Below are 24,661 nucleotides of genomic sequence, written 5' to 3' on the forward strand. Positions count from 1 at the left end.
ACTGCGCAAAGGCAGGACTTCTACGATGACTACTTTTCTGCTCGTAGCAACCGTGATTCTCGTGATCGCCGTGGCCGTACTGTTCCTGATGGTTCTCGCACTCGCCCGTGAAATCGGCCGAGTACAAGTGCGTCTCGGTCCCCTCGGTGCCCGAATGATGGATACCGGCCCCAAGGTCGAACAGGTGGGACCGTCGTTTGCCGGTTTGATCGACCAGGAAGGACGAACTGTCGGGGTTGGCGGTCATCGCGACAAGGCACAGCTCCTGCTGTTCACGGCACCGAGTTGTTCGACCTGCAAGAGCCTGCTTCCCGGCGTGCGGACCATGGCCCGAGCCGAATCCGACCTCGACGTTGTCATCATCTCCGACGGAACCCCAGAAGAGCACCGAGAGTTTCTGGCCGGCAGCGGGATCGGTTCCGAGCTCAGCTACATCGACGCTCGTGACGTCGGCATCGCCTACCAGGTGGGTACCACGCCGTACGGCGTGATTCTCGACGAGCACGGCAAGATTCGCGGAAAGGGCCTGTGCAACCACATGGCCCAGGTCGAGAGCCTGCTCAACGCACTAGAGTCCGGCACCCCCTCACTCCAGCACCTTCATGCGCAGGCTAAGTCGGGCAGCGCGGCCTGATCGCCTTCAGTTCTGCTCGTTCCTCTTCACGAATCAGGAGAAAATGTCTTGGACGACAATGCGTTTCCACAGCACAACATGACAGAGAACCGATATCCGGTGGACGAGGCAACCGTTCAAGCACAGGCCGAATGGATGGCGGGCCAAGGCGGTTCCCTGACCAGTCGCACCGGTCGCAAACTCTCCGAGCGCGTCTCGCGGCGGTCGATGATCAGTCGAATCGGTAAGTGGACCATGGGCGTTTCCGGCGTTGCGCTGATCAGCACATTGCCGGTCACACGCACCGCGTTCGCTCAAGAAGCCGCCCCTCCCGCTCCGGTACCCGGCCCGGAACCGCTTGTCCCCGTGTACGACGGCAAGGATCCGGCCGAGTGTGAATACTGGCGCTGGTGCAACATGGACGGCACATCCTGCGCTGCCTGCAACGGCGGTGGTGTCACCACGTGTGCGCCCGGCAGTAAGCCCGGTGCCGAATTCTGGGTTGGATGCTGCACCAATCCCGACACCGGAAAGACCTACCTGATCGCGTACTACGACTGCTGCGGTGCGCCTTCGTGTTCCAACGCCTTCTGCGGCGAGCCGGATATGCAGGCAGTGATGTACAACCCGGTTTCCGGCAGCTACGACCAGGAAATCATCTGGTGTGTCTCCGACGAATCTCAGGCGTACACCTGCACCATGGCTCCCATCATCGGTGAGGACTGCCAGACCCGTCCGGCAGCACGCCCCAAGGTCGGTGCCGGATCATGAGCACCTCACGTACCCGAAAACTCGCCCGGCCTGCCGTCGCGATACTCCCCCTCACCGTTGTGCTCGCGCTGGCCGGTTGCAGTTCGTCCGACAACGACGAACCCTCCAGCGCAGGTGATGTCACCTATCCCACCGTTCCGTTCACGGCCCCGGGCGAGGGCATTTCGCTCGGACACGACGATCAGGAAATCGGGGACACCATTCCCGAACCCCTGCACGTCGGCTCGATCACTCCGATTGCCGCTGACCGACTCCTCGGCCTCGAAGGCGGATTCGGGGCACTCGAACTCAGCGTCAACGTCATCGATCCGAAAACCGGTGTGGCCGAGAGCCGCATCACCGTCGGACCCGGCATCTGGGATCCCGTCATCCACGGATTTGTCGGCGACTCCGACGATGATCCGGCAGTGATCGCCGCCGAGGTGTGGCGCCCACGAGGTTCACGTGGCGCAGCAGATTTCACGGTCAGCACCTACTCCGGCAACCTGCTGGAGCCCGCCGAGGTCATGCTTCCGGACGTCGCACGTGTGCATTCCCGCCCCGGCTCCAACGCCGTGACTTCCGACGGCAAGTTCTTTGTCACCTGGGACGACGGGCTGTACGGCATCCGTGTTGTCGACTTGGACAAGCAGGAAGCAACCGGGGCTCTTCAGATCGTCGGATGTGGGCCGTTCACCTGGATGGTCGGGCACGAACTCTACAGCGTGTGCGAGGACACCCGTGAGCTCCTTCAAGTCACGATCAGCGACGACGGAGTCCCCACCGAGACTGCCCGATCCAAGGTGCTGCCCGACGATTTCGTCTCGGCTCGCAAGGTCACGTGGGCTGCCGATGCGCAGAAAGCGTTGCTGGTCAGTGAAAACGGTGACGTCTTCGTCTTCGACTTCTCGAACGGACTGCCCAAGGAAGCCGTCAAGCCCATCGGAAACGCGGGTCAGGATTCCGGCCGCTTCTCCGAGAACGTCATCAACGCCGACGCCACACGTCTGGCAATCGAGTACACCGACAGCGCAATTCATCCGGACTCCGCGCGCGGTGGATCGATTGTCAAGATCGATCTCTTCGACGCGGCAACCTTCGCCCCGATCAAGAGCCTCTCGCTCGCAGATCTCGGCCTTACCGATATCGGAAGTACAGCCTTCTCGGTCGACGGCGCCACGTTCTACGTACTCGGCACCGGACCGGAGGTCGACGGTTCCGCTCCGCAGAAGATCGTGGGCTACAACGCAACTACCGGTGAGCAGGTCAGTTCCGTGGACATCTCGGGCAATGTCGGTGATGTCAGTGGGTTGATCACACCAGAAGTGCTCCGATGAGTCGTCCCGGATCCGGTGTGGTGATGGGCCGGCGTCGTTTCCTGAGTTTGGGAGCGCTCGGCGCGGGTGCACTCGGACTCGGCGCAGTGGGGACGATCGCCGGATGCAGTTCCACTGCAGCAACTCCGACGCCGCTGACCGATCTCGACTACATTCTGCCCACCGACCCCGAAGTTGCCGCTGCAGAGTCGGCACGAGGCTGGAACGGAACCACCGCTGCATTTGCCCTGGCTGCCGGATTCTCGACGGTTGATCTTGGTGGCCGCCTTGTGGACACGTGGACGTACGGGGGCGCTGCGGTGGCTCCGGAACTTCGCCTGAAGTCCGGTGACCGGGTGAATGTCTCCGTCCAGAACAGCCTCGATACCGAAACCACGCTGCACTGGCACGGAATTCGAATCCGCAACGACATGGACGGCGCGGCACCCACCACGCAAGCTCCCATCGCGGCGAACTCGACTTTCGACTACAACTTCGTCGCCCCGGATCCGGGAACGTACTGGTACCACTCGCACAGCGGACTACAGGCCGATCGTGGACTCTTCGGGGCCATGATCGTCGAAGACCCGAACGACTCCAGCGGGGCCGACGCCGACGCCGTTCTGGTACTCGACGACTGGGTCGACGGATTGGGCACCACACCCGATTCCGTACTGATGGCGCTCAATCCGGCCATTGCCGGCGGTCATGCCGGACATGGCGGGGCGGCATCAACACCCGTCGAGCACACCGAGGGCGACCTGGCCGTTGCACAGCAGTTGGTGAGCGCCGGTCACGGTTCTTCCGACGTGCTCGGCGGCATGACCCAGCACATCGCGTATCCATTGCACTTGATCAACGGGCGACCGCCCAACGATCCAGCTGTGGTGACGGCGGCCCCTGGTTCGACCCTGCGACTGCGAATCATCAACGCGGCAGCCGAGACTCCGTACCGATTTGCCGTCGCCGGTCACGAAATGACAATTGTCGCCACCGACGGTTACGACGTGGAACCGACTCCTGCCGACGCCATCATCGTCGGAATGGCTCAGCGCTACGACGTACTCGTGACAGTGAAGTCGGGAACATGGCCGGTGGTGGCAAAGGTCGAGGGCCGCGACGGATACGCGTCGACAGTCCTGCGCAGCGCCGACGCCTTGGCACTCTCGAATCCCGATGTAGGTGGTTCGATCTCGGAGCTGGGAGGCCGGTTGGTACTCGAAAGCGCGCTCCGTCCCACGGAATACGTACGCCTCGAGACGAAGTCGCCCGACCGCGACTATCACATCGAACTGATCCAAGCCGGAGATCGCTACGTGTGGGGCATGGCCGGAGCCGATGCGGGCAAGCTCGTGATGAAACAGGGTGAACGCGTTCGGATCACGATGAAGAACACGTCCACCATGTGGCATCCCATGCACACTCACGGCCATACCTTTGCCGTACCGGATTACGGCGGACTTCGCCGTGACACCGTCAACGTACTACCCGGAAGCGAACTCGCCATCGAGTTCGACGCCGACAACCCCGGCGAGTGGATGTTCCACTGCCACAATGCCTACCACTTCGAAGCCGGAATGACGGCAAATCTGCGTTACGTCCGCTGACAAGTACGAAGAATCGAGAGGAACTCTCATGAAGAAGCTCGTTCCGGCTTTCCTCGCCGCCTGTGCGGCTTTGAGTCTCACCGCCTGCAGCAGCAGCGACAGTTCGACGTCGGACGAACCTGCCGTCGTGATCGAGGTGAAGAACATGGCTTACACACCGGCATCGGTCACTATCGAGAAGGGCCAGACCGTCGAGTGGAAGTTCGACGACAGCGGACTCCCCCACGACGTAGTCGGTAACGGTGAACTCGAAGGGAAACTGAAGAGCGAGTTACTCACCGAGGGAACCTTCTCGTTCACGTTCGACGACGCCGGTACCTTCACCTACCACTGCACGCCCCATCCGATGATGGTCGGCACCGTGATCGTCCAATAGTGAGGAGGTGGATCGCCGGCTTCGGCCTTGCCGTCGCAGCAACGTGCGTTCCTGCTTGCGGCACAGAAGATCCCGCCCCCGACGTCGTGGTCGAGATCAGCAATGTTCAGTTCAGTCCGATGGACGTCACCGTTGAACACGGCGGCACCGTCGAGTGGCGTTTCGACGACGGCGGACTTCTGCATCACGTGGAATCACCCGGACTGTTCGACAGTGGCATCACCGGAGACGGCACCTTCCGGCACACGTTCGAGAGCGCCGGCGTCTACGAGTACTCGTGCTCCGTGCACCCGTACATGATCGGAGTCATCACAGTGTTGTGACTTTTGGGTTGCGACTTCTGGGTTGTGACTTCTGTGTTGTGACTTCTGGCCCATCACTTTTCGTGAACTACATACAATTCGGAGGATCTGATGACTACCGTTCTCTCTCACGGCCCACTCCAGACCGATGTCCCTGACATTCGGCCGACCCTTCAACGCTCGGTCGGCACTGCTACTCGCGCCAGCCTGATCGCGGCGGGTGCTGCAGCGGGCGCCGGCATCGCACTCGTGGCGGCGCCCTCTGCTACAACAGCTTTGACCACTGCGGTTGTCGGAGCCGGACTGGTTACCTCACTGGCTGCCAACTGGTCGACGTGCGGAATGTCGGTTGCCGGAGTTGTTGCCGCACCGAAGCAGCCTGACCGCAAGGGATCTTCGAGTCCGGTTCGCCGACTCGGTTGGCACGCCCTGGGTTCCGTCACTACGGGAGCCGTCACCGGCGCCCTGATCGGCGCTCTCGGCGCGGCGGTGTCGGGTTACATCCCGATCGGCTGGGCGTTGGGCGCCTGGGCCGTTGTGGCACTCGCATATGGCCTGCACGAGCTGGGTGTTCTCACGATGCCGACTCCGATGCGGCGCCAACAGCTTCCGCGCCATCTGCGCCGCACCATGGCGCCGTGGAAGGTCTCACTGATCTTCGGTGCGATCATCGGGCCCGGATTCCTGATCTTCATCCGCTCGAGCGCGTACTACCTCTTGACACTCGGCGTCATCGCCTCGAGTTCACCGGTTCTCGGCGCTGCACTGTTCACCGTCGTTTCCCTCGGCCGCTGCATGCCAAGCCTCGCGGCAATCGTGCACACCAAGCGCGGTGGCTCGATGCCCGGTTTCCTCTCGGTCATGTGCGTCGTGGACCGGCGGGTGCAGAGCATCACGGGCGCTGCGCTGATCGCACTGGGAGCCTTTGCTGCTGTCGCGTTGATCTGAGTTTCCGTCGAAAGCAGTGTGGCCGGTGAGCATTTGCTCGCCGGCCACACTACTGTGCGTAGTTCCGTTCGTATTCAGTAGGTCGATGCGCCCGCATCGACCGCAAGGTGCTGGGCCGTGACAAAGGAAGCCTCGTCGGAGGCCAGGAACAGCACCGCATTGGCCTGATCTGCCGGCTGCGTCAGGGAATCCTGCGTCGACGTGATGAGCATGCCACCGACCGAAGGGTTGCCCTCGATCGCCGGACCGAAGTGTGCCTGCGCACTCGCATCTCCCATCGCGGTTTCCACGCCGCCCGGGTGAAGACTGTTGACACGAATCTTGTGCTGGGCCAACTCATGCGCAAGGGCTTCGGTCATGCCGGTCAATGCATGCTTACTGGCCACATAGGGCAGCAGAAACGGCAGTCCTTTCAGTCCCGCAACCGAACTGGTCAGAATGATCGACCCGCCACCGTTCGCAATAAGGTGGGGAGTCGCAAGACGAATCGTATTCCATGTACCGGTGAGATTCGTGCTGATGGTCTCTTCCCATATCTCAGGGGTGACCTGATCCCATGGCGCGATGTAACAGACGCCGGCATTACCGACAACGATGTCGAGATGCCCGAAACGGTCGACACCCCGGTCAATGGCTGCACCGAGCGCCGGCGCGTCTCGGATATCGACAGCCGCCGATTCGATACTGCGCCCGGTCTTCTCGACCAGACGGACAGTCTCAGCGAGGTCGTCGACGGTCGCATGGGGGTACTGAAGGCCGGGTATGGGCCCGGCGATGTCGACAGCGATAATATCGGCGCCCTCCTCGGCGAGTCGCAGCGCATGCGCACGGCCCTGACCTCGAGCGGCTCCGGTGACGAGTGCAACCTTGCCTTCGACACGACCTGTCATGATGAATCTTTCCTTTCCAGAGTTGTGGACTTGTGCCGTCGGTTAGAGCTGACCGCCCGCGTCGACGGTGTGCGTGGTTCCCGTGACATAGCGTCCGCTGTCTCCGACGAGGTAGAGCACGGCTTCGGTGATGTCGGACGATTCGAGCGCTGGCACCGGCAGAGTATTGAGCGTCAAGGCAGCTTCCTCGAAGTCGGCCCGTGTCGGCTGGGTGAGGTCCGGCCGGAAGAGTTGGTACGTGGCGTCGTTGAGGATCATGTCGGTGGCGACGGTTGTCGGATGTATCGTGTTCACGCGGATATTCTGCGGCGCAAGTTCTTTGGCGAGCACCTTCATGAAGCCGACCAGACCCGCCTTGGCTGCCGAGTAGTGTGCGGTATTCGCGTTTGCCTTCAGAGCCGCGAGCGAGCTCGTGATCACGACAGAACCGCCGCGACCACCCGCGATGATGTGCGGCACGGAAGCAACGCAGGTCTTCCACACTCCGGTGAGATTGACGTCGATCATCGTCGACCAGGTCTCTTCGGACATCTCGAGCGTCGGAGCCGGCACCGAGATACCGGCATTGGCAAGCACGATATCGAGCCGACCGAGCTCGTCGACACCAGCATCGACTGCTGCTTTCAGACCACCCAGATCCCGCACGTCGACTTCGCGGGCGACAATGCGCCGACCGAGGGCTTTGACCTCACGCTCGGTCTCCGCGAGGTCGTCCGCAGTGGCGGTCGGGTACGGCACGGTGTCGACCTGACGACAGACGTCGATCGCGATGATGTCGGCACCTTCTTGCGCGAGCCGTAGTGCATGGCTGCGTCCCTGGCCCCGAGCAGCACCGGTGACGAATGCAACCTGACCATCGAATTGCCCCATGAAAGAAAACCTTTCGGCACCTGCAGCGCCGACCTTGCGCGGCACCGCCTCGTACCACGCAGGTTATGTCACTCAATGACAAAACATGCCGTTTTCGAGAAAACTCCCACCGACGCGATATCCGATCGTTACGGGCAACCTGCCAATGCCGAAGCCGCGCCCGAACCAACCTGGAACGATGGACCGCGTGATCAGTACCGATAACCGAATCGACCGCGGAGGACGGCCCGCAGCGACGACTGCGCATCACCTCGCCGCCGTCGCCCAGCGACTGTTCGTCGAGCGCGGCTTCGACCGGACCAATGTCGAAGACATCGCGCAAGAAGCGGGAATCAGCACTCGAACCTTCTTCCGGTACTTCCCGACCAAAGCCGACGTCCTGTGGGTCGAATCGGATGCCGAGATCAGTCGACTACGACAAGCGCTCGCCGACAGCGCAGCGACCGAACCGTACGAAGCCGTTATGGTGCGCGCCGTGGTCACGGCAATGGCCTTTCCCGATGACCAGATCGAATGGGCCAGACACCGGGCCCAGCTAGTCCTCAGGGAACCCGCCGTGCAAGCGCAGGCATCGCAACGTCACACCCGGTGGCGGGCCGCTGCCACGGAATTCGTGAGCGCTCGTACCGCCGACGGATTCTTTGCCATTGCAGTGGGACACGCCGTACTCGCCGCCACACAATCGGCACACGAGTACTGGGTCGCGCACGCCGACACCCACCTCGCCGACCACCTCGAGCAGTCGCTCCTCCTACTGCTCCCACCCCTGCCCGCCGATACCGAGATGCTCGCCGACGATCGCTCCGATCGGCGGGGGTGAAAGGAATACGGAAGCTGTCATCAAAACTTCCGGCTTGGGTTACCACCAGCTGAGGTAATCCCTTACGGACTGCGCAGCAAAACGGATGGCCATTCCGCCGGGCGCACCTCGACATGCTGGAGGTTCCGATGCCTGAACCCGAAAACCCCGCGTTCGGCGAGGCGGAACCTGCCCACGACGACGCAGTCGGTCAACCCCACACCGAAGCCGAGGGCCAGCCCATCGTCGCCGCCGAAGAGGACGCAGCACGGATCAGCTCACCTGCTCACCCGCTTGGTGAACCCGGCCCCCGGTTCAACCGCAAGTCCCCGTTCGTAATTGGCCTGACCGCAGCAGCAGGTGTCGCGGTGACCTACGGCGGAATAGAGGCACTGATCGCCGCCAGAGGAGTTCTCATCCTCATCGTCATCGCCGCATTCCTCGCGGTCGGCCTCGAACCCGCGGTGTCCTGGTTGGTCCACCGCCGAATTCCCCGCTGGGCGGCTGTGACCGTGGTCTTCCTCGTGGCTTTCGGCTTGCTCGCCGGATTTCTCGCGGCCGCGATCCCCCCACTGGTCACCCAAGGCACCGCACTCGTCGACAACGCCCCCGATTACCTGCACCACCTCCAACAGCGCTACCCCACCATCGACCAGCTCAACAGTCGATTCCACCTCCAGGACAAGCTCCAAGAGACAATCGGCAGCGAGAACGTTCCGAGCGTCCTCGGTGGGATCGTCGGTGCCGGCAAGGTCGTGTTCAGCGCGATCAGTGGCGCCGTTATCGTGGTCGTCCTCACCGCCTATTTCCTCGCCAACTTCCCCCGGATCCGCGCCTCGCTCTACCGACTCGCACCCCACTCCCGCCGCCCCCGGACGATTCTGATCGGCGACGAGATTTTTGCCAAGGTCGGCGGATACGTGCTGGGTAACCTCCTGATCTCGCTCATCACCGCCGTCCTCACCTTCATCTGGCTGATCGCCTTCGGCGTGCCATACCCACTACTGCTCGCGGTATTGGTCGCAGTACTGGACCTGATTCCGATTATCGGATCGACACTTGCCGGCATCGTCGTTGCCTTGGTGGCTTTGACTGTGTCCCTACCTGTTTCACTCGCCACCGTCGTCTTCTTCATCGCGCTCAGGCTTATCGAGGACTACCTGCTCGTGCCACGCATCATCGGCCGCACCGTCCAGGTACCACCCCTCGTCACGGTCGTCGCAGTCCTGCTCGGTGGGGCGCTACTCGGAATTGTCGGTGCACTACTCGCCATCCCGATCGCCGCCGCGATACTGCTCCTCGCGCGCGAAATACTCTTCCCACAGCTCGACCGTCGATAACTGCTGGAGCGCAGTCGAACCCGCGACCTCACGGAATGAGCATGGCCTTGATGGAGCGTCGCTCGTCCATCGCTGCATACGCCTCGGCGACCTGATCGAGCGGAATCGTCAGATCAAAGACCTTGCCCGGCTGGATATGCCCGTTCCAGACACGATCGAGGAGATGGTCGAGGTAGGCCCGCACCGGTGCCGGTCCACCGCGCAAGCCGACGTTCTTCCAAAACATGTGCCGCTGAGGAAGATCCGTGACATGCGGAACACCGACCCAACCGACCATGCCACCGGGGCGAGCGGACCGCAGGGCCTGCTCGACGGAATCGTGAGTACCGACGCACTCGAGCACCGAATCGGCTCCGATTCCGGAGGTGAGTTCCTTGACCCGCTCGACGCCTGCGTCGCCGCGTTCCGCAACGATTTCCGTGGCACCGAATTCCAGTGCGAGACGCTGCCGATCCTCATGACGGCTCATTGCAATGATGCGCTCCGCACCCAACTCTGCTGCCGCAAGAACACCGGACAGGCCCACCGCGCCATCACCCACAACCACGACCGTACTTCCCGGCTTGACGCCTGCGCTGACCGCCGCATGCCAGCCGGTGCACATGACGTCGGAGAGCGCCAGAATGTTCGGGATCATCGCCTCGTCCGGCAGTTCGGGTGTGGCGACGAGTGTCCCGTCGGCGTTCTGGACGCGGATCAGTTCTGCTTGACAGCCGTCGTATCCGGTGCCGTGGAGGCAATTCGCGTGGGCACCGACCTTGCAGAGCGCGCAGGTGTTGTCACTGGTCAAGAATCCGCCCACCACAAACTGTCCCGGCTTCACGGTGGTGACGTCACTTCCCACCGCTTCGACGATGCCGACGTATTCGTGACCGATGGGCGTCGGCTTGGCGACCTCCGCAATGCCGCGGTATCGCCACAGATCCGAACCGCACACGCACGCTGCCACTGTGCGGACTATCGCGTCGGTGGGCTCGAGAATCACCGGATCAGGGCGATCCTCGAATCGGATGTCATTGGGAGCGTAAATGATTGTGCCTCGCATGAAAAACTCCTTCGCTGCTGCTCGTCGCGTATCAGGCGGGGAAAACTTCGAGAGTGGCTGAACGCGGACCACTTTCGACCAGGTGGTCGACGATGCTGGGGTACTGCCGGTACTTCGTCCGGTAGGCACTGTCGACCGTCGGAAGGTCTGCGTCGCCGGCTTCGACGAATTTCACGTCGTACGCCGTGCCATCGGCGATGATCTGCCCGGTTCCTGTCGTGATCGCACTCGTGAACCAGGCTGCCGGCCGGCCGTTGGTGGATCGGATGAAGATCCGATCACCGTCGCCGACGATCCAGATGATTGTCGGCTTTCTCAGCGAACCGTCTGCCCGCCCGGTCACGACCTGTACCTCCTGAGGATTCGTGATCGCCGCTACCTGTTCTTCGCTCCAGCCGGCCATGGCATGCACCCCTTGCGTCGACGACATGTTCCTTCAGCCAACCCCACATCCGCCAGGAACGCGAGGGCCGGAGATTACCGGTAATGCCAGTGCTCCCTTGGGCACTCAACACACCCTTGATACGCAAGCCCACGCTTGCCTATAGTGGTGCCGTGGTCACCATCTACCGTGCTCTCGACGACGAGACGAGGCGCATCATCCTCGACGAACTCGCGGCACATGACGGCCAGACCCTGTTCGAGATCTGTTCACTGCTCACGATGCGGCACGGTCTTGGCTTCACGCGTCAGGCCATCTCTCAGCACCTCGGTGTACTCGAGTCGGCTGGACTAGTCGTGACGGAGCGGCGCGGACGTTCCAAATTTCACTACTTCAATCCCGAGCCACTCGCCGAAATCACCCGGCGATGGCCCGTCGAGACAGGAACACAATGCAAATCAAACTGACAAGCCTCTTCGTCGACGATCAGCGAGCAGCACTCGCCTTCTACACCGACGTGCTCGGCTTCACGAAGCATCACGACATCCCGCTGGGCGAAGACGCGTGGCTCACGGTCATCTCACCGGAGGCTCCCGACGGACCGCAACTCCTACTCGAGCCCGCGAAGCACCCGGCCGTGAAACCGTATCGCGATGCACTTGCCGAGGAGGGCATCCCACTCGCCCAGTTCGCCGTCGAGGATGTCGAAGCCGAGCACGCCCGTCTCACCGAGAAGGGTGTGGTGTTCACACAGCCGCCGACAGATATCGGTACTGCCGTCGTGGCCGTCTTCGACGACACATGCGGCAACCTCATCCAGATCATCGCGGAGAAGCCTGCTCAGTGACGCTTTTGCTGTGCGCCTTTATCAACCGCCCGCGGTTAATAAAGGCGCACAGCAGATTTGACCGAATCCTCCGGCGGGCTCGTGACCTTCGCATCGCGACCGGACAGCATGTCGATTGCCGCTTTGGGCTTGGCGAGAATCCATTCTCGGGCAGCATTTTTGATCAACGTCGGCGTGGAGCAACCGCAATCACTGTTCACCCCGTCCGCATCGATCCCGGCGTCACGGCACAACGCGACGGCGCGGGGCACGTGGTAGCCCTGGGTGACGATCAACGCCTTCGACACACCATACGTATGTATTGCCCTGGAGCAGGTGTCATACGTGTCCAGGCCGTACGGATCCCCGACGATACGACGCTCATCGACCCCCTGCTCCACCAGGTAATTTGTCATCGCAGCGATCTCGTCACCCGAAGCCCCACTCGCATCCCCCGACACCAGCACTGCGTTCGCTTTGCCGTCCTCGACCAATTGAACGGCCGCATCGAGGCGTCCTTTCAGGAACGCCATCGGCTTGCCGTCCTTGATCTGAGCACCCAGAACGATCACCACCGGAGCCTCGGGCGCGTCCGCGACGTCGAAGGTGTGCCCCGACGCGTCGACGGATATCCAGATGACGGACCCCACATAGGCAACCACGCCGAGTGCAACGAGACCCGCAATCCATCGCTTCACTAGCGGAAGAGGTTCGCGACAAACGGAATTGTGTCGGCCTGCGATTCGATCAACGCGCCACTGTGGTCGCTGTTGTAGGTCTTGAAGGTCACGGGTTCACCATTCGCGACCAGCGCCGCAACAAGCGAAAGTGCCGACGGGGCAGGAACATCCACGTCCAGTAAGCCTTGACCGATGAAGATGGGCCGGTCGTAACCGCTGGTCGGTACACCCATGTAATCGTTCAGGAGACCGTAGAAGTTCGGAATTTCGTTGAGCGGGCGCGACAACACATCGCCGAGCACCAGCTTCTTCGATGCTTCTTCCAAGTCTGCGGCGCACAGCTTTTCGGCCAGATCGACCTGCTCGCGCCCCAGCGGGGTCAGGTACGAGTTCACGTCGATTTCCGGGTGCGCTTCGCGCAGACCCGCCAGAATGTAGAGGGCGTACGACGTCAAGCCTCCGCCAAGTGCGATGGGCGGAAATCCGGGACCGGCCGGCAGGAAGACCAGTTCGATGTTGGCCGGTACACCCGTCCCCACACCACCGCGGTAGTCGAGAGAATCCCCACCGTATTCGGTTGCGTACCGCGCCGTGGTGATTGCCGCGCCGCCGCCTTGCGACTGTCCGACCACTGCCCAGCGATTCGAGATCGAAGAATCGAGGGCGCGAGCGGCTTTCACAGAGTCGACGACGCTGTGCGCCTCCACTTTTCCGTCGAGGTACGGCATGAGTCCCGGTGTTCCCAGTCCGACGTAATCGGTTGCGACCACGGCGTAGCCTTCGGCAAGCCAGCGACCCAGATACGGGTAGTCACGTTCCGGGAGGCCGGGCCCCACCAGGGAGGGCGCACAGGAGTCGTCGAGGCCGGTGGTTCCGTGCGCCCACGCGATGACGGGCCAGCCGCCTTCCGGGGCAGGCCCAGGCGGCACGTAGTACGCGCCGCTACTGAGAGCAGGGCTCCCGTCGGAACCGATGGTCCAGTACGTGAATCGAGTAGCGTCGGCAGTCCCTGGAATCCAGAGATCCCGCGGTAGGGGTTCGCTCGAGACAACAGTTCCGGTTGCAACCGAGACGCCGGGCGCCTCCGCCGACGCGATAGGCGCTAAGGCCACCGAACTGATCGCCGCAGCACACAGCGCCGCAATAATCGACTTCGACTGGAAATTCACGTCCCCACAACCCCTCACTCCGATGCACTGGAGTCATCGTAGGACGTGGTTCCGATCGGCGCGGCTGATTGTCACGGCTGCGACGACTACGCCGATCACCACACCGATGAGAGTGTCGGCAACCCGAGCGAGCGCCGCGCTGGTCTCGATAGGGGCGCTGAGACCGATGAGCACCAAGGCCATCGGCGTCACGGCAACAGACGTCAACGCGTAGTTCTTGACGACAAACAGCTCGGCCGCGGTCTGCAAGATCACCACGGCAACAACAGCCTGCCAATAGCCGAGTGTCAGGGCGATCAGAGCGGCAGCGATGACCGCTCCGCCGACGTTGCCGACAAGCCGTTGGATTCCGCGTTGAACGGTCTGCTTGTAGTTCAGTCCCTGCATGGCCGCCATCGCACCCATCGACGCCCACAGCGGATGCTCGAGCCCGGCGGCTGCGGCGACCCATCCGGCTAGCGCCGACGCCACGACAATACGAACGGCATTCATCACGACAGCGCGCGAGTACAGGTGCCGCAGACCTGTGACGACGTAGTTCTCCGGCGCGGGCAATTCCGATGCAGGTTCCAGCGAGTGCTCGATCATGCTGGAGCGCTTCATCTTACGAAGCTCACCCTCATGCAAGGCAATATCGCGAATCAGCGACGGATCGCCCTGCTCGCTCCACAATCGCACTGCAGCATCCGCTTCGCCGAGCACCGCCATCAGTTCGCGTCCATGACCCATCGTCGACTTGATCCGGCTACTCGACGCGATAACCGTGCGCGCATGCGCAATCGACGCCTGCGCTGCGGTGACTGCAGAATCACCACCGGCCTCTAGCCTCCCGACGTTCGCCAGTGCCCGGGCAACAGCCAGTCGGGCGGGACCCATCGGCAACGCAAGCGCGGGAAGCATCGCCGCGGCCCATCCGATCAGGACACCGACCGTTCCTGCGATGACCAGCCGAACCAGATCCGAAACACTCGTGGCAAAGCCGGCCGCACCCGTCGCGGCGAAGACAAGAATCACGGGCCCGGGGCCAGTAATGCGGAAACCGGAGATGAAGCAGTACGCCGCGCCGGCCGCCAGCGAGAGAACACCGATCTGCGCCCAGACCGGCACACCGAGCACTCCCATTGCCGCACCGAATGCGATGAACACAATCAGCGCTGCGCCCACCATCGCGAGTTTGCCCGCCAACCGGGGGTATGGCTCGTATCGCCCGAAAGCCGCACTCAGCGCGCCCAGCGCCGCAAATCCCGCCAACTCTTCGTGCCCGAGCACACCGCCCAAAATCAGGACTACCGCCGTTGCCAAGCCGACTCGTATCGCCGGGGCAATTCCAGCGTCGGCGGAACCGAGCCGGAAAGCCGCTCGCCACGTCTGCGCTGACACCGAATGCGCAATTGCTCCGCTCGAATGGCGGAGTCGGCTGGGGGTCGCGGAGAGGGTCGGAGTAGTCGTCACCAATCCACCATACAACTATTTCACTAGTAAATTACTTGTGAAGTACTGTGAAATCAATCGCTAAGATGTGTGCCATGGATCAGGCCAACAGTCCCGAAGACGACTTCATCGACAAAGTCCGTCGTGAATGGAATCGCGCCTACCCTGACATCGACACCTCCCCGGTCGAGGTGATGGGACGGATCACCCGCATCAGTTCGCAGTCCCTCCACCAACTTGATCGCGCCCTGGCGCCCAGCGGTGTCTCCCGCGCCGAATTCGACGTGATGAGCGCACTGGCACGTAGCGATCGACCACTACGCGCCAGCGAGGTCACCGCAGTCACCATGTTCAGCGGCGCTGCCACCACCAAACATGCCGATCGACTGGCCAAGTTCGGACTGGTAGAGCGTCAACGCTTCGAACGTGACGGACGCGTCGTACTTCTCCAATTGACCGAAGCCGGAAGAGCTTTGGTCGAATCCGAGTTTCCGCGCCGAGTCGAACGCGACCGCCGGTTGTTATCCGGACTGACCGAGGACGAGAAAGTACAACTCACCGCGCTCCTCAAGCGGATCTCGGTCAACATCGACGCCGGGCCACCGGACTGAGCTACTTCGGCAACGGAACGTTCTGCAACCGAACCTGTCCACGCGCCACTTCTTTTCCCGTTTCCGGGTCGGTGATGACAACCGACCACAACTGCTGAACGCGGCCTTGCTGAATCGGAAGTGCCACGACATCCACGCGTCCACCGGTGCGCGCCCGCAAGAAGTCGGTTCCGTTGTGAACGCCGACCGCAAATTCTCCGCGGTCAGCAACAGCGGTACTCGCTCCGATGCTTGCCGCAGACTCCACCGCCGTTGTGTAGACGCCACCGTGCACCACACCCCACGGCGTGTGATGGGCGTCGGACAGATCGATGTGTCCGACAACTTTGGTGCCGGACACCTCGTCGAGTTGCAATCCTGCGGCGCTCACGAAAGCGCTCGATGCCTCGAGATCTACATCGGCCACGTCATGCTCCTCATCTTGTCGGTTGGATTTCCCAACTCACAGTGCGGCATAGAGTTCACACCGTCAAGTGCTAAGTTGGGTTTCGCAACCTACTGTCGATCGGAGTGACCGTGACACGCAAAGGTCGTAACTGCTCGATCGCCAAGGCCTTGGATCTTGTCGGCGAGAAATGGTCGCTTCTGATCCTGCGTGAAATCGTCCTCGGGCAACGACGCTTCGACGCAATCGCGCGGGGAACCGGCGCCAGCCGAGATATTCTCGCCGCCCGGCTACGCACGCTTGTCGACGCCGACGTGCTGACAAAACGCTTGTACGAGGACCATCCCCCACGCTACGAATACGTCGCCACCGAATCAGGGAAAGCGCTGTACCCGATTCTGATGGCGATCATGGAATGGGGAGACACCTACGCGATCGACGGCCCGCCGCCGACCGTCGTCGAGCATCGGTGCGGCGAGCAGTTGCACGCGCAGGTCGTGTGTGCCCATTGCAACGAACCACTCGAGGCGCGGGATGCGACCGTCGTGCACCTCTCCCCGACTGCTCCTTAACGCTCCGGCGGAAACCCACCCGTTGCGATCGGTCCCCATGAATCGACGGTGACGCGGATCAGGCTCTTGCCCTGTTTGTGCATCGCTTGCCGGTACTCGTCCCAGTCTGGATGATCGCCGGCAATCGAGCGGTAGTAGTCGACCAGAGGCTCCACGGATTCCGGCAGGTCGATGAGCTCAGCCGTTCCGTTCACCTGCACGTACGGCCCATTCCACTCGTCGGAGTGGATGCACAGCGACACGGAGGGAGTACGACGCACATTCACCGCTTTCGCTCGCTCCGGGTAGGTGGAGATGACGATGCGGCCTTGGTCGTCGACGCCACAGGTGACTGGCGAAATCTGGAGTTCACCGGACTTGCGGACGGTCACGAGGGTGGCACGGTGGCGTGGTCTGATGAATTCGAGCAACTCGGCGTGCGAAACCCGGTCTGCACTCGCGATTTTCGACATACCACCAGCCTAGGTGCGTTTACGTCCCGATGCTCATGGCATCTCGATGGTCTGAGCGCGCGCGATTTCGCCGATCGCGGTGGTGATGTATGCCGTCAGCGGTTTCTTGACGACCGCGGACAAGTTACCGATCACGAGCACGGCTGAACGTAGGTACGCTCCGTGCCCGATCCGGAACGAGTCGTCTTCGAGATCTGTAATTCCGAGCGCGCCGGTGTACACGGCGGCGAGGGCCTGGACGTCGAGGTCGGGAAGCCACACGATGGTGGCCTTGGCGCAGGCAGTGAGCGCGTCCTGCACGTCTTCGCTCGAAAGTCCGTCCGGGTGGGTGTCCTCGAGAAGTTCACGAACGATAGCCGCGTGCACCGACGCGACCTGCTCGAAAGACAGCGCGCGCAGTTCCTCTACCGCCTCGGTCAACGCATCGCGGTTGACCGCTCGCACCGCGGCCAGCGCCTCTGCCGTGGCATCTGCGATGTCGCGGGCAACCTTCGGCCACTCGGTAGGCCAACTCTGCTGGGGGTTCACGTTCGGTTCTCCTTGGTTCGCGCGCACGGTTCGCGCTCGCATGTGAGCTTGCCAGGTAACACCGACAGCACGACGTCAGGTGAAGCGGGCCAGGAACGCCATCGCGTTGTGCGGCGCAAAACCCTTCATGTCGTTGTCGAAGTACACGAACACGTCGAGCCCGTCGCTCATCCAACCCCGAGCGCGTTCGGACCAGCTGTCCAGAGCTTTGTCGGTGTAACCACTTGCATACAGTTCCTTGTCGCCATGCATGCGCACGTAGACAAAATCACTGGTCGGCGTAGTGATCTGGGGGTATCTCCCAGCGGTATCGGCGACGACAAACCCGATGTCGTGCTCGCGCATCAGTTCCACCGCTTCCGGCACGGCAAAGCTCGCATGCCGCGCCTCCACCGCATAGCGAATCGGGAGTTCGATCTCTGCGTGCGCCAATACCCGGTCTTCGGTCAGCTTCTCGTCGTGGCGGGCTGCAAGCTCCGCAGCGTCCGTGGTCGTACGCGGTAACTGTTCGAAAAAGCTCGACAACCGCTCGGGCTCGAACTGCAAAGTGGGCGGCAACTGCCAGAAGATCGGTCCGAGTTTCGGACCCAGTGCAAGAACTCCCGCCGCAAAGAAGTTCGCCAGACCGGCATCCGTGTCGAGCAGGCGCTTCATATGCGTGATGTATCGACCCCCTTTGAGGGCGAACACAAAATTTTCGGGTGTTTCACTGCGCCACTTCGCGAAACTCTCCGGTTTCTGAAGCGCATAGAACGAGCCGTTGATTTCGATCGAAGTCAATTTCTCTGCGGCATAGGACAATTCCTTGCGATGCGCAAGGCCACTCGGGTAGAAGTCCCCACGCCAGGCGGGATACGTCCACCCTGAGATACCGACTCGGATATCTGCCACCGCTTCAGACTAGACGCCCGATACCCCGGCACTGAGTGCAACGGACACCGGCACGACAGTCAGGCACACCACTGCTGCGACAAACAGCCCGATGACGAGCCGACGATCCCACTTTCCACGGGCGCCGCTTGCCGCGAGCATGAAGATCACGAAACCCACACAGACAGACACGATCGTCACGATCACCGGAGCACCAACCATGGGTTGATTGTCCCCTACCACTTTGTGGGTATGCCCCTCGGAGGTGAATACCCCTACCGAACAAGGAGCGGACATGCCGAAATACCTCTGGCAAGTGACGTACACACCGACCGGAGCCGCCGGCCTCCAGAAGGAAGGGGGCACCGCCCGCCGCGACGCGATAACCCGCATGGTCGAAAGCGTGGGCGGCACAGTCGAATCCTGTCACTTTGCACTCGGCAGTCACGACATGTTTGTCATCGGCAATCTTCCCGACACGGTTGCAGCCGCGGCACTGAGCATTCGCACCACAGCTGAGGGAGCGGCTCGATCAGAATCCGTCACTCTGCTCACGCCGGAGGAAATCGACGAAGCAGTCAATCGCCCGACCGACTACCGTGCACCCGGCGCGGAATAGATCGCGATCACACTCGGGTTACCACCACCATGACTGACGCGACGCAGACACCTGACCTGGGCACCTACGGAATCTGGCGAGGAGCCGCCGGATTGAAACCGGATTTGGGGGCAGCAATCGAGAAACTAGGGTTCGGCACCATCTGGATCGGCGGTTCACCGCACGCGGACCTGCAGGTCGCCGAGAAGCTGCTCGACGCGACGGAGCACATCACCGTGGCTACGGGGATCGTCAACGTGTGGTCATCACCGGCTGCCGAAGTTGCCGAGTCGTACCACCGACTCGAAGCCAAGCACCCCGGACGATTCCTCCTCGGCATCGGCATCGGCCATCCCGAAGCCACCGGCGATTACTCGAAGCCGTATGCCACCTTGGTGTCGTACCTCGACGAACTCGACGCGGCTCAGGTTCCGGAATCTCGTCGTGTCCTCGCCGCTCTCGGCCCCAAGGTATTGAAGCTGTCGGCTGATCGCGCTGCCGGAGCACATCCCTATCTGACGACTCCCGAACACACTGCGGAAGCTCGCAGCATTCTCGGCCCGTCGAAAATTCTTGCGCCCGAACACAAAGTTGTTCTCGAGACCGATCCGGACAAGGCGCGAGCGATCGGCCGTCCGGCCGTGGCCAACCCATACCTGCACCTACGTAACTACACGACCAATCTCGAACGCCTCGGCTTCGCACCCGACGAAATTGCGAACGACGGAAACGACCGTGTCATCGACGCCCTGGTGGCCTACGGGACCGCCCGTTCCATTGCGGACCGGTTGCGCGAACATGTCGCGGCCGGCGCCGACCACGTTGCGATTCAGGCACTTCCGGCTGACGGTGATCCGATTGCGACGTACGAAGCATTGGCCCCTGAACTATTCCACTGACAAGTCGACACCCTTGACTTGGATAAGTCATATCCGAGTATACTTGGACACGACTTATCCAAGTAAAGGAGACAAGCATGAAGATCGTCATTTTCGGTAGCGGGCTCATCGGGAGTCAGATCGCGTCGAAGCTCGCTGATGCCGGGCACGATGTGAAGGCACTCGGTCGAGCAGACGGTATCGATACAACCACGGGCAAAGGCCTCCTCGAAGCCGTGACCGGCGCAGACGTAGTCGTGGATCTCACCAATTCCCCCTCGTGGTCGGACGACGACGTCCTGGCATTCTTCCGCGACGGGACCAGCAATATCCTCGCGGCGGAGCAGAAGGCGGGCGTCGGGCACCACGTCATCCTGTCCATCGTGGGTGCCGACCGACTGCCTGATTCCGGGTACATGCGAGCCAAGGTCGCCCAGGAAGATCTGGTCAAGGCCGGGCCGATCCCCTACTCGATAGTCCGCTCGACCCAGTTCTTCGAGTTCATCGCCGGAATCGCCGACGCCGGGACCGTGGACGGCACAGTCCATGCAACCCCGGCTCATCTTCAGCCGATCGCATCGCGGGACGTCGTATCCCACGTCGCAGAGGTTGTGATCGGCGCACCCCGGAATGACACGGTCGAGATCGCCGGGCCCGAACCGCTGGGTATCGACGAACTGGTACGACGCCTGTTCTCCGTCACCGGAGACAAGCGCTCGGTGACACCCGACCCGGAGGCCGGATACTTCGGCGCGAAACTCGACAGCGCCGCACTCACCCCCACACCGGGAGCCAATGCCTGGATCGCACCGACCACACTGGACGAGTGGTTAGCTTCCCAGGCCTGACAAACGCCATCGATATCCGCCCCGAACCGTTTTCCACGGCGTCGATAGAGTTCTTGCATGAAGCTTTCCGGAGGTGTGGAGTGGTCACTCCACTGCTGCGTGGTCCTCAGCCAGGCTGAAGGTCCGGTTCCCACAGCCAGACTCGCCGAACTGCACGGGGTGTCGAAGACATACCTGGCAAAACATCTGCGAGCGCTGGCACAGGCCGGCCTTGTCAACCCGACCGAGGGTCGCGACGGTGGATACGTCCTGACCCGGCCGCCCGAGAGCATCACAGTTCTGGACGTCGTGCAGGCCGTCGACGGTAAGGAACCCGCGTTCCGGTGCACGGAGATTCGGCAACAAGGGATCCTCGCCGCACCACCGGAGCAGTGCCTCGTCCCGTGCGGTATCGCCAAGGTCATGGCCGACGCCGAAAAGGTATGGCGTGCTTCACTGTCGGGAGTCACCATCGCGGATCTTGCGGCAACTCTCGATCTCCCCGCCCTCAAGAAAATTCTGACGGCGCAGCCGAACTGAGCGTGAGTTCCTACCGAGAAGATTCACTGTCGTTGGCGGGATCCACTTGATCCTGGGTAGCCGCCCAACTCGCCAAGAGCTTCAGTGCATCAGCCGTCGGAGTATCCGGTGCCGCTGTGTAGACCAGCAGCGTCAGCCCGGGGTTGGACGGAAGTTCCATTGCCTCGAAGTTCAGCTCTAGGTCTCCGACAACAGGGTGATGAACCTTCTTGAAACCTGTTCGATGAAAGCGCACATTGTGTTTCGCCCACCGCGTGCGGAATATCTCACTGCGCGTTGCTAATTCACCGATCAGTTCGGTGAGGGCCTTGTCGTGCGGGTTCTTCCCTGCCTCTGATCGAAGCATTGCCGCAATATCATCGGCAGCACGTTCCCAGTCGGTGAAAAATTCCTGCGAAGCCGGGTCGAGGTACACGAAGCGCGCATTGTTGGCCGGACGACGCGGATCGGCCAGTACCGGCGAATACAGCGCCCGGGCCATGCGATTGGCGGCCAACATATCGTGACGGGCGTTGCGAACCCACGCCGGAGCGTCGGTGATGGCGTCGAGTATCTGCTGAATGGCCGGACTCACACCTTTGGGTGCTGATCGGCGCTTCGGCGGAGCTGACGCACTTGCGGTCTTCGCCAGGTCGAACAGGTGGTCCTGCTCGGCCTCGTCGAGTTGAAGTGCTCGGGAAAGACTTTCGAGCACCGAGTCCGACGCTCCAGCCAGATTGCCGCGCTCCATTCGCACGTAGTAGTCGATGCTGACACCAGCGAGCAAGGCAACTTCTTCTCGGCGCAATCCTTTGACCCGACGGTTTCCACCGTACGCCGGAAGCCCCGCCTGCTCGGGAGTGATGCGCGCACGGCGGGAGCTGAGGAACTCACGGATCTCGGCTCGGTTGTCCATGCCGATTACGTTACTCGAGTCGTCGGACCGCAGGGAGGTACTGCCGGTACCTGGAACAACAGGAACTCCCGCCAGGATGATTCGGACGGTTCACTGGGTATCGACACAGCGAACCGAACAACCAAGAGGATTCATCATGCGCGCAACCATCATGTACAGCGCCGGAGACGTTCGCGTCGAGAACGTGCCGGATCCGGCACTGCAACAGCCGACGGACGCTCTGGTGCGCATCGTTCGAGCATGCGTCTGCGGATCCGACCTGCATCCGTACCACGACATGCCTGCTACACCCGGTGGCACCCCGATGGGCCACGAATTTGTCGGCGTCGTCGAAGAGGTCGGCGGCGACGTGGCCACGCTGAAGAAGGGCGACTTTGTCATCGCCCCGTTCGCGTGGTCCGACGGAACCTGCGAATTCTGCCGCGAAGGGCTGCAGACGTCGTGCCGCCACGGCGGATTCTGGGCCGGCGACGGCATCGGGGGCGCACAGGCGGAGGCCATCCGCGTGCCGCTGGCCGACGGCACCCTGGTCAAAGCACCCGTCGGCGAAGACTCGGAACTACTCCCCTCACTTCTCACCCTGTCCGACGTCCTGGGCACCGGCTACCACGCTGCCGTCAAGGGCCGCGTGAACGAACACACCTCGGTCACCGTCATCGGCGACGGCGCAGTCGGCCTTATGGCGGTTCTCTCCGCCAAACGACTTGGCGCCGAGCGGATCATCCTCATGGGCCGCCACAAGTCGCGCACCGATCTGGGCATCGAGTTCGGAGCTACCGACATCGTCGCCGAACGCGGCGACGAGGGCATCGCCAAGGTCCGCGAACTCACCGGCGGCAACGGCACCCATGTTGTACTCGAAGCAGTGGGACACATGCCCGCGTACGAGCAGGCGATCGGCGTTGTCCGGCCCGGCGGAGTCATCAGCCGTGTCGGCGTCCCTCAGTACGAGGTTGCACCTGTCGGTTTCGGCAGCCTGTTCGGGCACAACATCACACTCACCGGTGGCCCCGCTCCTGTGCGTGCGTACATCGAGAAGCTCATGCCCGACGTTCTCGACGGAAAGATCCAGCCGGGCAAGGTTTTCGACCGGACTGTCAACCTCGACGAGGTACCGGACGCGTACCGCGCAATGGACACTCGTGAGGCTCTCAAAGTTCTTGTTCAGCCCTAGCGCACAACCACCGTCGAAACAGGAGTTCCCATGGAGATTCTGAAGCAACCGCCCACGAGCAAGGCTCCCGCAGACTGGTTCACCGGTGACGTCTGGTGGGACGTCATCTACTCAGGGCAGGAACCGTCGCGCATGCGCGCCAATATGGTTCGCTTTGCACCGTGCTCGCGCACCGACTGGCACTCCCACGCACTGGGGCAGACCTTGCACATCGTGTCCGGAACCGCCCTGATTCAGGCTCGCGGCGGCGAGATCATCGAGGCTCACCCTGGTGACACCGTCTATACGCCACCCGGCGAGGAACATTGGCACGGCGCGGCGGCCGACCACTTCATGACCCACCTCGCGTTGTGGGAAGGCCCCGGCGACGGCGGCACGGAAACTACGTGGGGCGACAAGGTCACCGACGAGGAATACAGAGGAGTGCAACGGCCCTCGTAGCGTTCGCCGTCGGTGATGATGCCCTGAATCCGTGATCCACACCGAAACAGAATTAACAGTTCGTTTTCGGCATGACTCATGGCACGCTGAACCCATGGATCCACTCGAACCGATGCGGCCGGTGAGCATTCAAGCGCCGGCTAAGACTTCGACCCCGATGTGGAAATCCGCGGCGGTCATGCTGGGAACGATGTGTGTCTTTGCGTATGCCCTGCTCTCGACAAGAACCGGAACCGGCCCGGTCGCGGCGGGAGTTGCCGTCGGCATTGTCGGCGTAGGGCTCTACGCAATGTCGGTAGTGCGCACCCTCCGAGAGAACTCGGGCAAACGGATACCTTTGTGGGGCGACGCTCCGGTGTCTCCGCGCGAGATGGACCTGCTTGCCGGAGCCGGTATGCCGTTGTTGGCAGCCGGAGTCTTGACCGCGATCCGTGCGTCGGGATTGACCTGGCCGTATCTCTTCTTCGGGCTGTTTGCGACGGTAATGGTCCTGGCCTTGATTCTTCCTGTCCTCATACATAATTCACGCGTGAAACGATAATTGCA

Annotated in this window: 33 protein-coding genes; 20 read left to right on the forward strand and 13 right to left on the reverse strand. The window is 62.1% G+C overall.

Annotated elements, in window-relative coordinates; genetic code table 11:
* Positions 1-25 precede the first annotated feature (25 nt).
* From ACFRFQ_RS05975 to ACFRFQ_RS06005, 7 genes are all read left to right on the forward strand, one after another.
* Positions 26-634: a redoxin domain-containing protein gene (locus ACFRFQ_RS05975; protein ID WP_378654337.1), complete on the forward strand. Its 609-nt coding sequence runs from the start codon at positions 26-28 to the stop codon at positions 632-634.
* 78 nt (positions 635-712) lie between these two features.
* On the forward strand, positions 713-1,384 hold the full coding sequence (locus tag ACFRFQ_RS05980; RefSeq protein ID WP_092805126.1) for a methylamine dehydrogenase light chain: 672 nt from the start codon (positions 713-715) through the stop codon (positions 1,382-1,384).
* Complete coding sequence (locus tag ACFRFQ_RS05985) at positions 1,381-2,700, forward strand: hypothetical protein (protein WP_378654341.1); 1,320 nt, start codon at positions 1,381-1,383, stop codon at positions 2,698-2,700. The genes ACFRFQ_RS05980 and ACFRFQ_RS05985 overlap by 4 nt, the downstream gene beginning before the upstream one ends.
* Positions 2,697-4,286: a multicopper oxidase family protein gene (locus ACFRFQ_RS05990; protein WP_378654344.1), complete on the forward strand. Its 1,590-nt coding sequence runs from the start codon at positions 2,697-2,699 to the stop codon at positions 4,284-4,286. Before ACFRFQ_RS05985 ends, ACFRFQ_RS05990 begins: the two co-directional genes overlap by 4 nt.
* A 28-nt stretch (positions 4,287-4,314) precedes the next feature.
* Entirely contained in the window at positions 4,315-4,662 is a 348-nt protein-coding gene (locus tag ACFRFQ_RS05995; RefSeq protein ID WP_138870713.1) for a plastocyanin/azurin family copper-binding protein, read from the forward strand.
* Positions 4,662-4,985, forward strand: coding sequence for a cupredoxin domain-containing protein (locus tag ACFRFQ_RS06000; protein WP_378654347.1), 324 nt, complete (start codon positions 4,662-4,664; stop codon positions 4,983-4,985). Before ACFRFQ_RS05995 ends, ACFRFQ_RS06000 begins: the two co-directional genes overlap by 1 nt.
* A 90-nt stretch (positions 4,986-5,075) precedes the next feature.
* Positions 5,076-5,912, forward strand: coding sequence for a methylamine utilization protein (locus ACFRFQ_RS06005; protein ID WP_378654350.1), 837 nt, complete (start codon positions 5,076-5,078; stop codon positions 5,910-5,912).
* A 74-nt stretch (positions 5,913-5,986) separates the two neighbouring features.
* On the opposite strand, the gene ACFRFQ_RS06010 is transcribed toward ACFRFQ_RS06005, so the two are convergent.
* Positions 5,987-6,802 carry a mycofactocin-coupled SDR family oxidoreductase gene (locus ACFRFQ_RS06010; protein ID WP_378654353.1) on the reverse strand — a complete coding sequence of 272 codons (816 nt, stop codon included), beginning with the start codon at positions 6,800-6,802 and terminating at the stop codon, positions 5,987-5,989.
* A 42-nt stretch (positions 6,803-6,844) separates the two neighbouring features.
* Positions 6,845-7,672 (reverse strand): mycofactocin-coupled SDR family oxidoreductase, encoded by an 828-nt coding sequence (locus ACFRFQ_RS06015; protein ID WP_378654356.1) that lies wholly within the window; start codon positions 7,670-7,672, stop codon positions 6,845-6,847.
* A gap of 178 nt (positions 7,673-7,850) precedes the next feature.
* Here ACFRFQ_RS06015 and ACFRFQ_RS06020 point away from each other — a divergent pair, with 178 nt between their 5' ends.
* Complete coding sequence (locus ACFRFQ_RS06020; protein WP_378654359.1) at positions 7,851-8,492, forward strand: TetR family transcriptional regulator; 642 nt, start codon at positions 7,851-7,853, stop codon at positions 8,490-8,492.
* 128 nt (positions 8,493-8,620) lie between these two features.
* On the forward strand, positions 8,621-9,811 hold the full coding sequence (locus ACFRFQ_RS06025; protein ID WP_378654362.1) for an AI-2E family transporter: 1,191 nt from the start codon (positions 8,621-8,623) through the stop codon (positions 9,809-9,811).
* 28 nt (positions 9,812-9,839) lie between these two features.
* Here ACFRFQ_RS06025 and ACFRFQ_RS06030 read toward each other — a convergent pair whose 3' ends face one another.
* Together ACFRFQ_RS06030 and ACFRFQ_RS06035 are read right to left on the reverse strand one after the other, a co-directional pair.
* On the reverse strand, positions 9,840-10,856 hold the full coding sequence (locus ACFRFQ_RS06030; RefSeq protein WP_378654366.1) for a zinc-dependent alcohol dehydrogenase family protein: 1,017 nt from the start codon (positions 10,854-10,856) through the stop codon (positions 9,840-9,842).
* Positions 10,857-10,887: 31 nt separating this feature from the next.
* A complete protein-coding gene (locus ACFRFQ_RS06035) occupies positions 10,888-11,286 on the reverse strand; it encodes a DUF2255 family protein (protein WP_378654369.1) in 399 nt (132 codons plus the stop codon).
* 134 nt (positions 11,287-11,420) lie between these two features.
* On the opposite strand from ACFRFQ_RS06035, the gene ACFRFQ_RS06040 reads away from it, so the two are divergent.
* Both ACFRFQ_RS06040 and ACFRFQ_RS06045 read left to right on the forward strand, forming a co-directional pair.
* Complete coding sequence (locus ACFRFQ_RS06040; RefSeq protein ID WP_138873465.1) at positions 11,421-11,705, forward strand: helix-turn-helix transcriptional regulator; 285 nt, start codon at positions 11,421-11,423, stop codon at positions 11,703-11,705.
* Positions 11,690-12,085 (forward strand): VOC family protein, encoded by a 396-nt coding sequence (locus ACFRFQ_RS06045; protein WP_378654372.1) that lies wholly within the window; start codon positions 11,690-11,692, stop codon positions 12,083-12,085. The genes ACFRFQ_RS06040 and ACFRFQ_RS06045 overlap by 16 nt, the downstream gene beginning before the upstream one ends.
* A 35-nt stretch (positions 12,086-12,120) precedes the next feature.
* On the opposite strand, the gene ACFRFQ_RS06050 is transcribed toward ACFRFQ_RS06045, so the two are convergent.
* Genes ACFRFQ_RS06050 through ACFRFQ_RS06060 form a run of 3 tightly spaced genes read right to left on the reverse strand, consistent with a single transcriptional unit; the run spans position 12,121 to position 15,365 of the window.
* The gene (locus ACFRFQ_RS06050; RefSeq protein WP_378654375.1) at positions 12,121-12,762 is read right to left on the reverse strand and encodes a vancomycin high temperature exclusion protein; all 642 of its coding nucleotides are present in this window, start codon (positions 12,760-12,762) and stop codon (positions 12,121-12,123) included.
* Positions 12,762-13,913, reverse strand: a complete 1,152-nt coding sequence (locus ACFRFQ_RS06055) for an alpha/beta hydrolase family protein (protein ID WP_378654377.1) — start codon at positions 13,911-13,913, stop codon at positions 12,762-12,764. The genes ACFRFQ_RS06050 and ACFRFQ_RS06055 overlap by 1 nt, the downstream gene beginning before the upstream one ends.
* A gap of 33 nt (positions 13,914-13,946) precedes the next feature.
* Positions 13,947-15,365 (reverse strand): FUSC family protein, encoded by a 1,419-nt coding sequence (locus ACFRFQ_RS06060; RefSeq protein WP_378654380.1) that lies wholly within the window; start codon positions 15,363-15,365, stop codon positions 13,947-13,949.
* Positions 15,366-15,430: 65 nt separating this feature from the next.
* Here ACFRFQ_RS06060 and ACFRFQ_RS06065 point away from each other — a divergent pair, with 65 nt between their 5' ends.
* Complete coding sequence (locus tag ACFRFQ_RS06065; protein ID WP_378655070.1) at positions 15,431-15,955, forward strand: MarR family winged helix-turn-helix transcriptional regulator; 525 nt, start codon at positions 15,431-15,433, stop codon at positions 15,953-15,955.
* A 1-nt stretch (position 15,956) separates the two neighbouring features.
* Here ACFRFQ_RS06065 and ACFRFQ_RS06070 read toward each other — a convergent pair whose 3' ends face one another.
* A complete protein-coding gene (locus ACFRFQ_RS06070) occupies positions 15,957-16,361 on the reverse strand; it encodes a PaaI family thioesterase (protein WP_138870727.1) in 405 nt (134 codons plus the stop codon).
* A 110-nt stretch (positions 16,362-16,471) separates the two neighbouring features.
* Here ACFRFQ_RS06070 and ACFRFQ_RS06075 point away from each other — a divergent pair, with 110 nt between their 5' ends.
* The gene (locus ACFRFQ_RS06075) at positions 16,472-16,912 is read left to right on the forward strand and encodes a winged helix-turn-helix transcriptional regulator (protein WP_378655073.1); all 441 of its coding nucleotides are present in this window, start codon (positions 16,472-16,474) and stop codon (positions 16,910-16,912) included.
* On the opposite strand, the gene ACFRFQ_RS06080 is transcribed toward ACFRFQ_RS06075, so the two are convergent.
* The 4 genes from ACFRFQ_RS06080 to ACFRFQ_RS06095 form a co-directional block, all read right to left on the reverse strand.
* Positions 16,909-17,364, reverse strand: a complete 456-nt coding sequence (locus tag ACFRFQ_RS06080) for a PPOX class F420-dependent oxidoreductase (RefSeq protein WP_378654382.1) — start codon at positions 17,362-17,364, stop codon at positions 16,909-16,911. The two genes, ACFRFQ_RS06075 and ACFRFQ_RS06080, sit on opposite strands and share 4 nt — an antisense overlap.
* Before the next feature lie 33 nt (positions 17,365-17,397).
* Positions 17,398-17,892 carry a hypothetical protein gene (locus ACFRFQ_RS06085; RefSeq protein ID WP_378654385.1) on the reverse strand — a complete coding sequence of 165 codons (495 nt, stop codon included), beginning with the start codon at positions 17,890-17,892 and terminating at the stop codon, positions 17,398-17,400.
* A 75-nt stretch (positions 17,893-17,967) separates the two neighbouring features.
* Complete coding sequence (locus tag ACFRFQ_RS06090) at positions 17,968-18,783, reverse strand: DUF72 domain-containing protein (RefSeq protein WP_378654387.1); 816 nt, start codon at positions 18,781-18,783, stop codon at positions 17,968-17,970.
* A 9-nt stretch (positions 18,784-18,792) separates the two neighbouring features.
* Positions 18,793-18,984, reverse strand: a complete 192-nt coding sequence (locus tag ACFRFQ_RS06095) for a hypothetical protein (protein ID WP_378654389.1) — start codon at positions 18,982-18,984, stop codon at positions 18,793-18,795.
* 73 nt (positions 18,985-19,057) lie between these two features.
* Between ACFRFQ_RS06095 and ACFRFQ_RS06100 the strand changes: the two genes are divergently transcribed.
* The 4 genes from ACFRFQ_RS06100 to ACFRFQ_RS06115 all read left to right on the forward strand — a co-directional run bounded on the left by ACFRFQ_RS06100 (position 19,058) and on the right by ACFRFQ_RS06115 (position 21,605).
* Entirely contained in the window at positions 19,058-19,381 is a 324-nt protein-coding gene (locus ACFRFQ_RS06100; RefSeq protein WP_378654392.1) for a GYD domain-containing protein, read from the forward strand.
* Positions 19,382-19,410: 29 nt separating this feature from the next.
* Positions 19,411-20,259, forward strand: coding sequence for an LLM class F420-dependent oxidoreductase (locus tag ACFRFQ_RS06105; RefSeq protein ID WP_378654394.1), 849 nt, complete (start codon positions 19,411-19,413; stop codon positions 20,257-20,259).
* A 77-nt stretch (positions 20,260-20,336) separates the two neighbouring features.
* A complete protein-coding gene (locus ACFRFQ_RS06110) occupies positions 20,337-21,086 on the forward strand; it encodes an SDR family oxidoreductase (protein WP_378654397.1) in 750 nt (249 codons plus the stop codon).
* Between the two features lie 57 nt (positions 21,087-21,143).
* Entirely contained in the window at positions 21,144-21,605 is a 462-nt protein-coding gene (locus tag ACFRFQ_RS06115; protein ID WP_378654400.1) for an RrF2 family transcriptional regulator, read from the forward strand.
* 10 nt (positions 21,606-21,615) lie between these two features.
* On the opposite strand, the gene ACFRFQ_RS06120 is transcribed toward ACFRFQ_RS06115, so the two are convergent.
* The gene (locus ACFRFQ_RS06120; protein WP_138870736.1) at positions 21,616-22,500 is read right to left on the reverse strand and encodes a helix-turn-helix transcriptional regulator; all 885 of its coding nucleotides are present in this window, start codon (positions 22,498-22,500) and stop codon (positions 21,616-21,618) included.
* 136 nt (positions 22,501-22,636) lie between these two features.
* On the opposite strand from ACFRFQ_RS06120, the gene ACFRFQ_RS06125 reads away from it, so the two are divergent.
* The 3 genes from ACFRFQ_RS06125 to ACFRFQ_RS06135 all read left to right on the forward strand — a co-directional run bounded on the left by ACFRFQ_RS06125 (position 22,637) and on the right by ACFRFQ_RS06135 (position 24,656).
* On the forward strand, positions 22,637-23,674 hold the full coding sequence (locus ACFRFQ_RS06125; protein ID WP_378654403.1) for a zinc-dependent alcohol dehydrogenase family protein: 1,038 nt from the start codon (positions 22,637-22,639) through the stop codon (positions 23,672-23,674).
* Between the two features lie 30 nt (positions 23,675-23,704).
* The gene (locus tag ACFRFQ_RS06130; protein ID WP_378654406.1) at positions 23,705-24,115 is read left to right on the forward strand and encodes a cupin domain-containing protein; all 411 of its coding nucleotides are present in this window, start codon (positions 23,705-23,707) and stop codon (positions 24,113-24,115) included.
* A 94-nt stretch (positions 24,116-24,209) separates the two neighbouring features.
* Entirely contained in the window at positions 24,210-24,656 is a 447-nt protein-coding gene (locus ACFRFQ_RS06135; protein ID WP_378654409.1) for a hypothetical protein, read from the forward strand.
* Positions 24,657-24,661: the final 5 nt, after the last annotated feature.

The sequence above is a fragment of the Rhodococcus sp. NPDC056743 genome, assembly GCF_042790355.1.
GTDB lineage: Bacteria > Actinomycetota > Actinomycetes > Mycobacteriales > Mycobacteriaceae > Rhodococcus_F.

Excerpts from the sequence above, each read along its gene's own strand:
- ACFRFQ_RS06110 (WP_378654397.1), top strand. The coding sequence starts at position 20,337 with ATGAAGATCGTCATTTTCGGTAGCGGGCTCATCGGGAGTCAGATCGCG.
- ACFRFQ_RS05980 (WP_092805126.1), top strand. The coding sequence starts at position 713 with ATGACAGAGAACCGATATCCGGTGGACGAGGCAACCGTTCAAGCACAG.
- ACFRFQ_RS06025 (WP_378654362.1), top strand. The coding sequence starts at position 8,621 with ATGCCTGAACCCGAAAACCCCGCGTTCGGCGAGGCGGAACCTGCCCAC.
- ACFRFQ_RS06130 (WP_378654406.1), top strand. The coding sequence starts at position 23,705 with ATGGAGATTCTGAAGCAACCGCCCACGAGCAAGGCTCCCGCAGACTGG.
- ACFRFQ_RS06115 (WP_378654400.1), top strand. The coding sequence starts at position 21,144 with ATGAAGCTTTCCGGAGGTGTGGAGTGGTCACTCCACTGCTGCGTGGTC.
- ACFRFQ_RS06080 (WP_378654382.1), bottom strand. The coding sequence starts at position 17,364 with ATGTCGAAAATCGCGAGTGCAGACCGGGTTTCGCACGCCGAGTTGCTC.
- ACFRFQ_RS05995 (WP_138870713.1), top strand. The coding sequence starts at position 4,315 with ATGAAGAAGCTCGTTCCGGCTTTCCTCGCCGCCTGTGCGGCTTTGAGT.
- ACFRFQ_RS06015 (WP_378654356.1), bottom strand. The coding sequence starts at position 7,672 with ATGGGGCAATTCGATGGTCAGGTTGCATTCGTCACCGGTGCTGCTCGG.
- ACFRFQ_RS06095 (WP_378654389.1), bottom strand. The coding sequence starts at position 18,984 with ATGGTTGGTGCTCCGGTGATCGTGACGATCGTGTCTGTCTGTGTGGGT.
- ACFRFQ_RS06120 (WP_138870736.1), bottom strand. The coding sequence starts at position 22,500 with ATGGACAACCGAGCCGAGATCCGTGAGTTCCTCAGCTCCCGCCGTGCG.
- ACFRFQ_RS05990 (WP_378654344.1), top strand. The coding sequence starts at position 2,697 with ATGAGTCGTCCCGGATCCGGTGTGGTGATGGGCCGGCGTCGTTTCCTG.
- ACFRFQ_RS06045 (WP_378654372.1), top strand. The coding sequence starts at position 11,690 with ATGCAAATCAAACTGACAAGCCTCTTCGTCGACGATCAGCGAGCAGCA.
- ACFRFQ_RS06105 (WP_378654394.1), top strand. The coding sequence starts at position 19,411 with ATGACTGACGCGACGCAGACACCTGACCTGGGCACCTACGGAATCTGG.
- ACFRFQ_RS06065 (WP_378655070.1), top strand. The coding sequence starts at position 15,431 with ATGTGTGCCATGGATCAGGCCAACAGTCCCGAAGACGACTTCATCGAC.
- ACFRFQ_RS06010 (WP_378654353.1), bottom strand. The coding sequence starts at position 6,802 with ATGACAGGTCGTGTCGAAGGCAAGGTTGCACTCGTCACCGGAGCCGCT.
- ACFRFQ_RS06005 (WP_378654350.1), top strand. The coding sequence starts at position 5,076 with ATGACTACCGTTCTCTCTCACGGCCCACTCCAGACCGATGTCCCTGAC.
- ACFRFQ_RS06035 (WP_378654369.1), bottom strand. The coding sequence starts at position 11,286 with ATGTCGTCGACGCAAGGGGTGCATGCCATGGCCGGCTGGAGCGAAGAA.
- ACFRFQ_RS06125 (WP_378654403.1), top strand. The coding sequence starts at position 22,637 with ATGCGCGCAACCATCATGTACAGCGCCGGAGACGTTCGCGTCGAGAAC.
- ACFRFQ_RS05985 (WP_378654341.1), top strand. The coding sequence starts at position 1,381 with ATGAGCACCTCACGTACCCGAAAACTCGCCCGGCCTGCCGTCGCGATA.
- ACFRFQ_RS05975 (WP_378654337.1), top strand. The coding sequence starts at position 26 with ATGACTACTTTTCTGCTCGTAGCAACCGTGATTCTCGTGATCGCCGTG.
- ACFRFQ_RS06030 (WP_378654366.1), bottom strand. The coding sequence starts at position 10,856 with ATGCGAGGCACAATCATTTACGCTCCCAATGACATCCGATTCGAGGAT.
- ACFRFQ_RS06020 (WP_378654359.1), top strand. The coding sequence starts at position 7,851 with ATGGACCGCGTGATCAGTACCGATAACCGAATCGACCGCGGAGGACGG.
- ACFRFQ_RS06135 (WP_378654409.1), top strand. The coding sequence starts at position 24,210 with ATGGATCCACTCGAACCGATGCGGCCGGTGAGCATTCAAGCGCCGGCT.
- ACFRFQ_RS06100 (WP_378654392.1), top strand. The coding sequence starts at position 19,058 with ATGCCGAAATACCTCTGGCAAGTGACGTACACACCGACCGGAGCCGCC.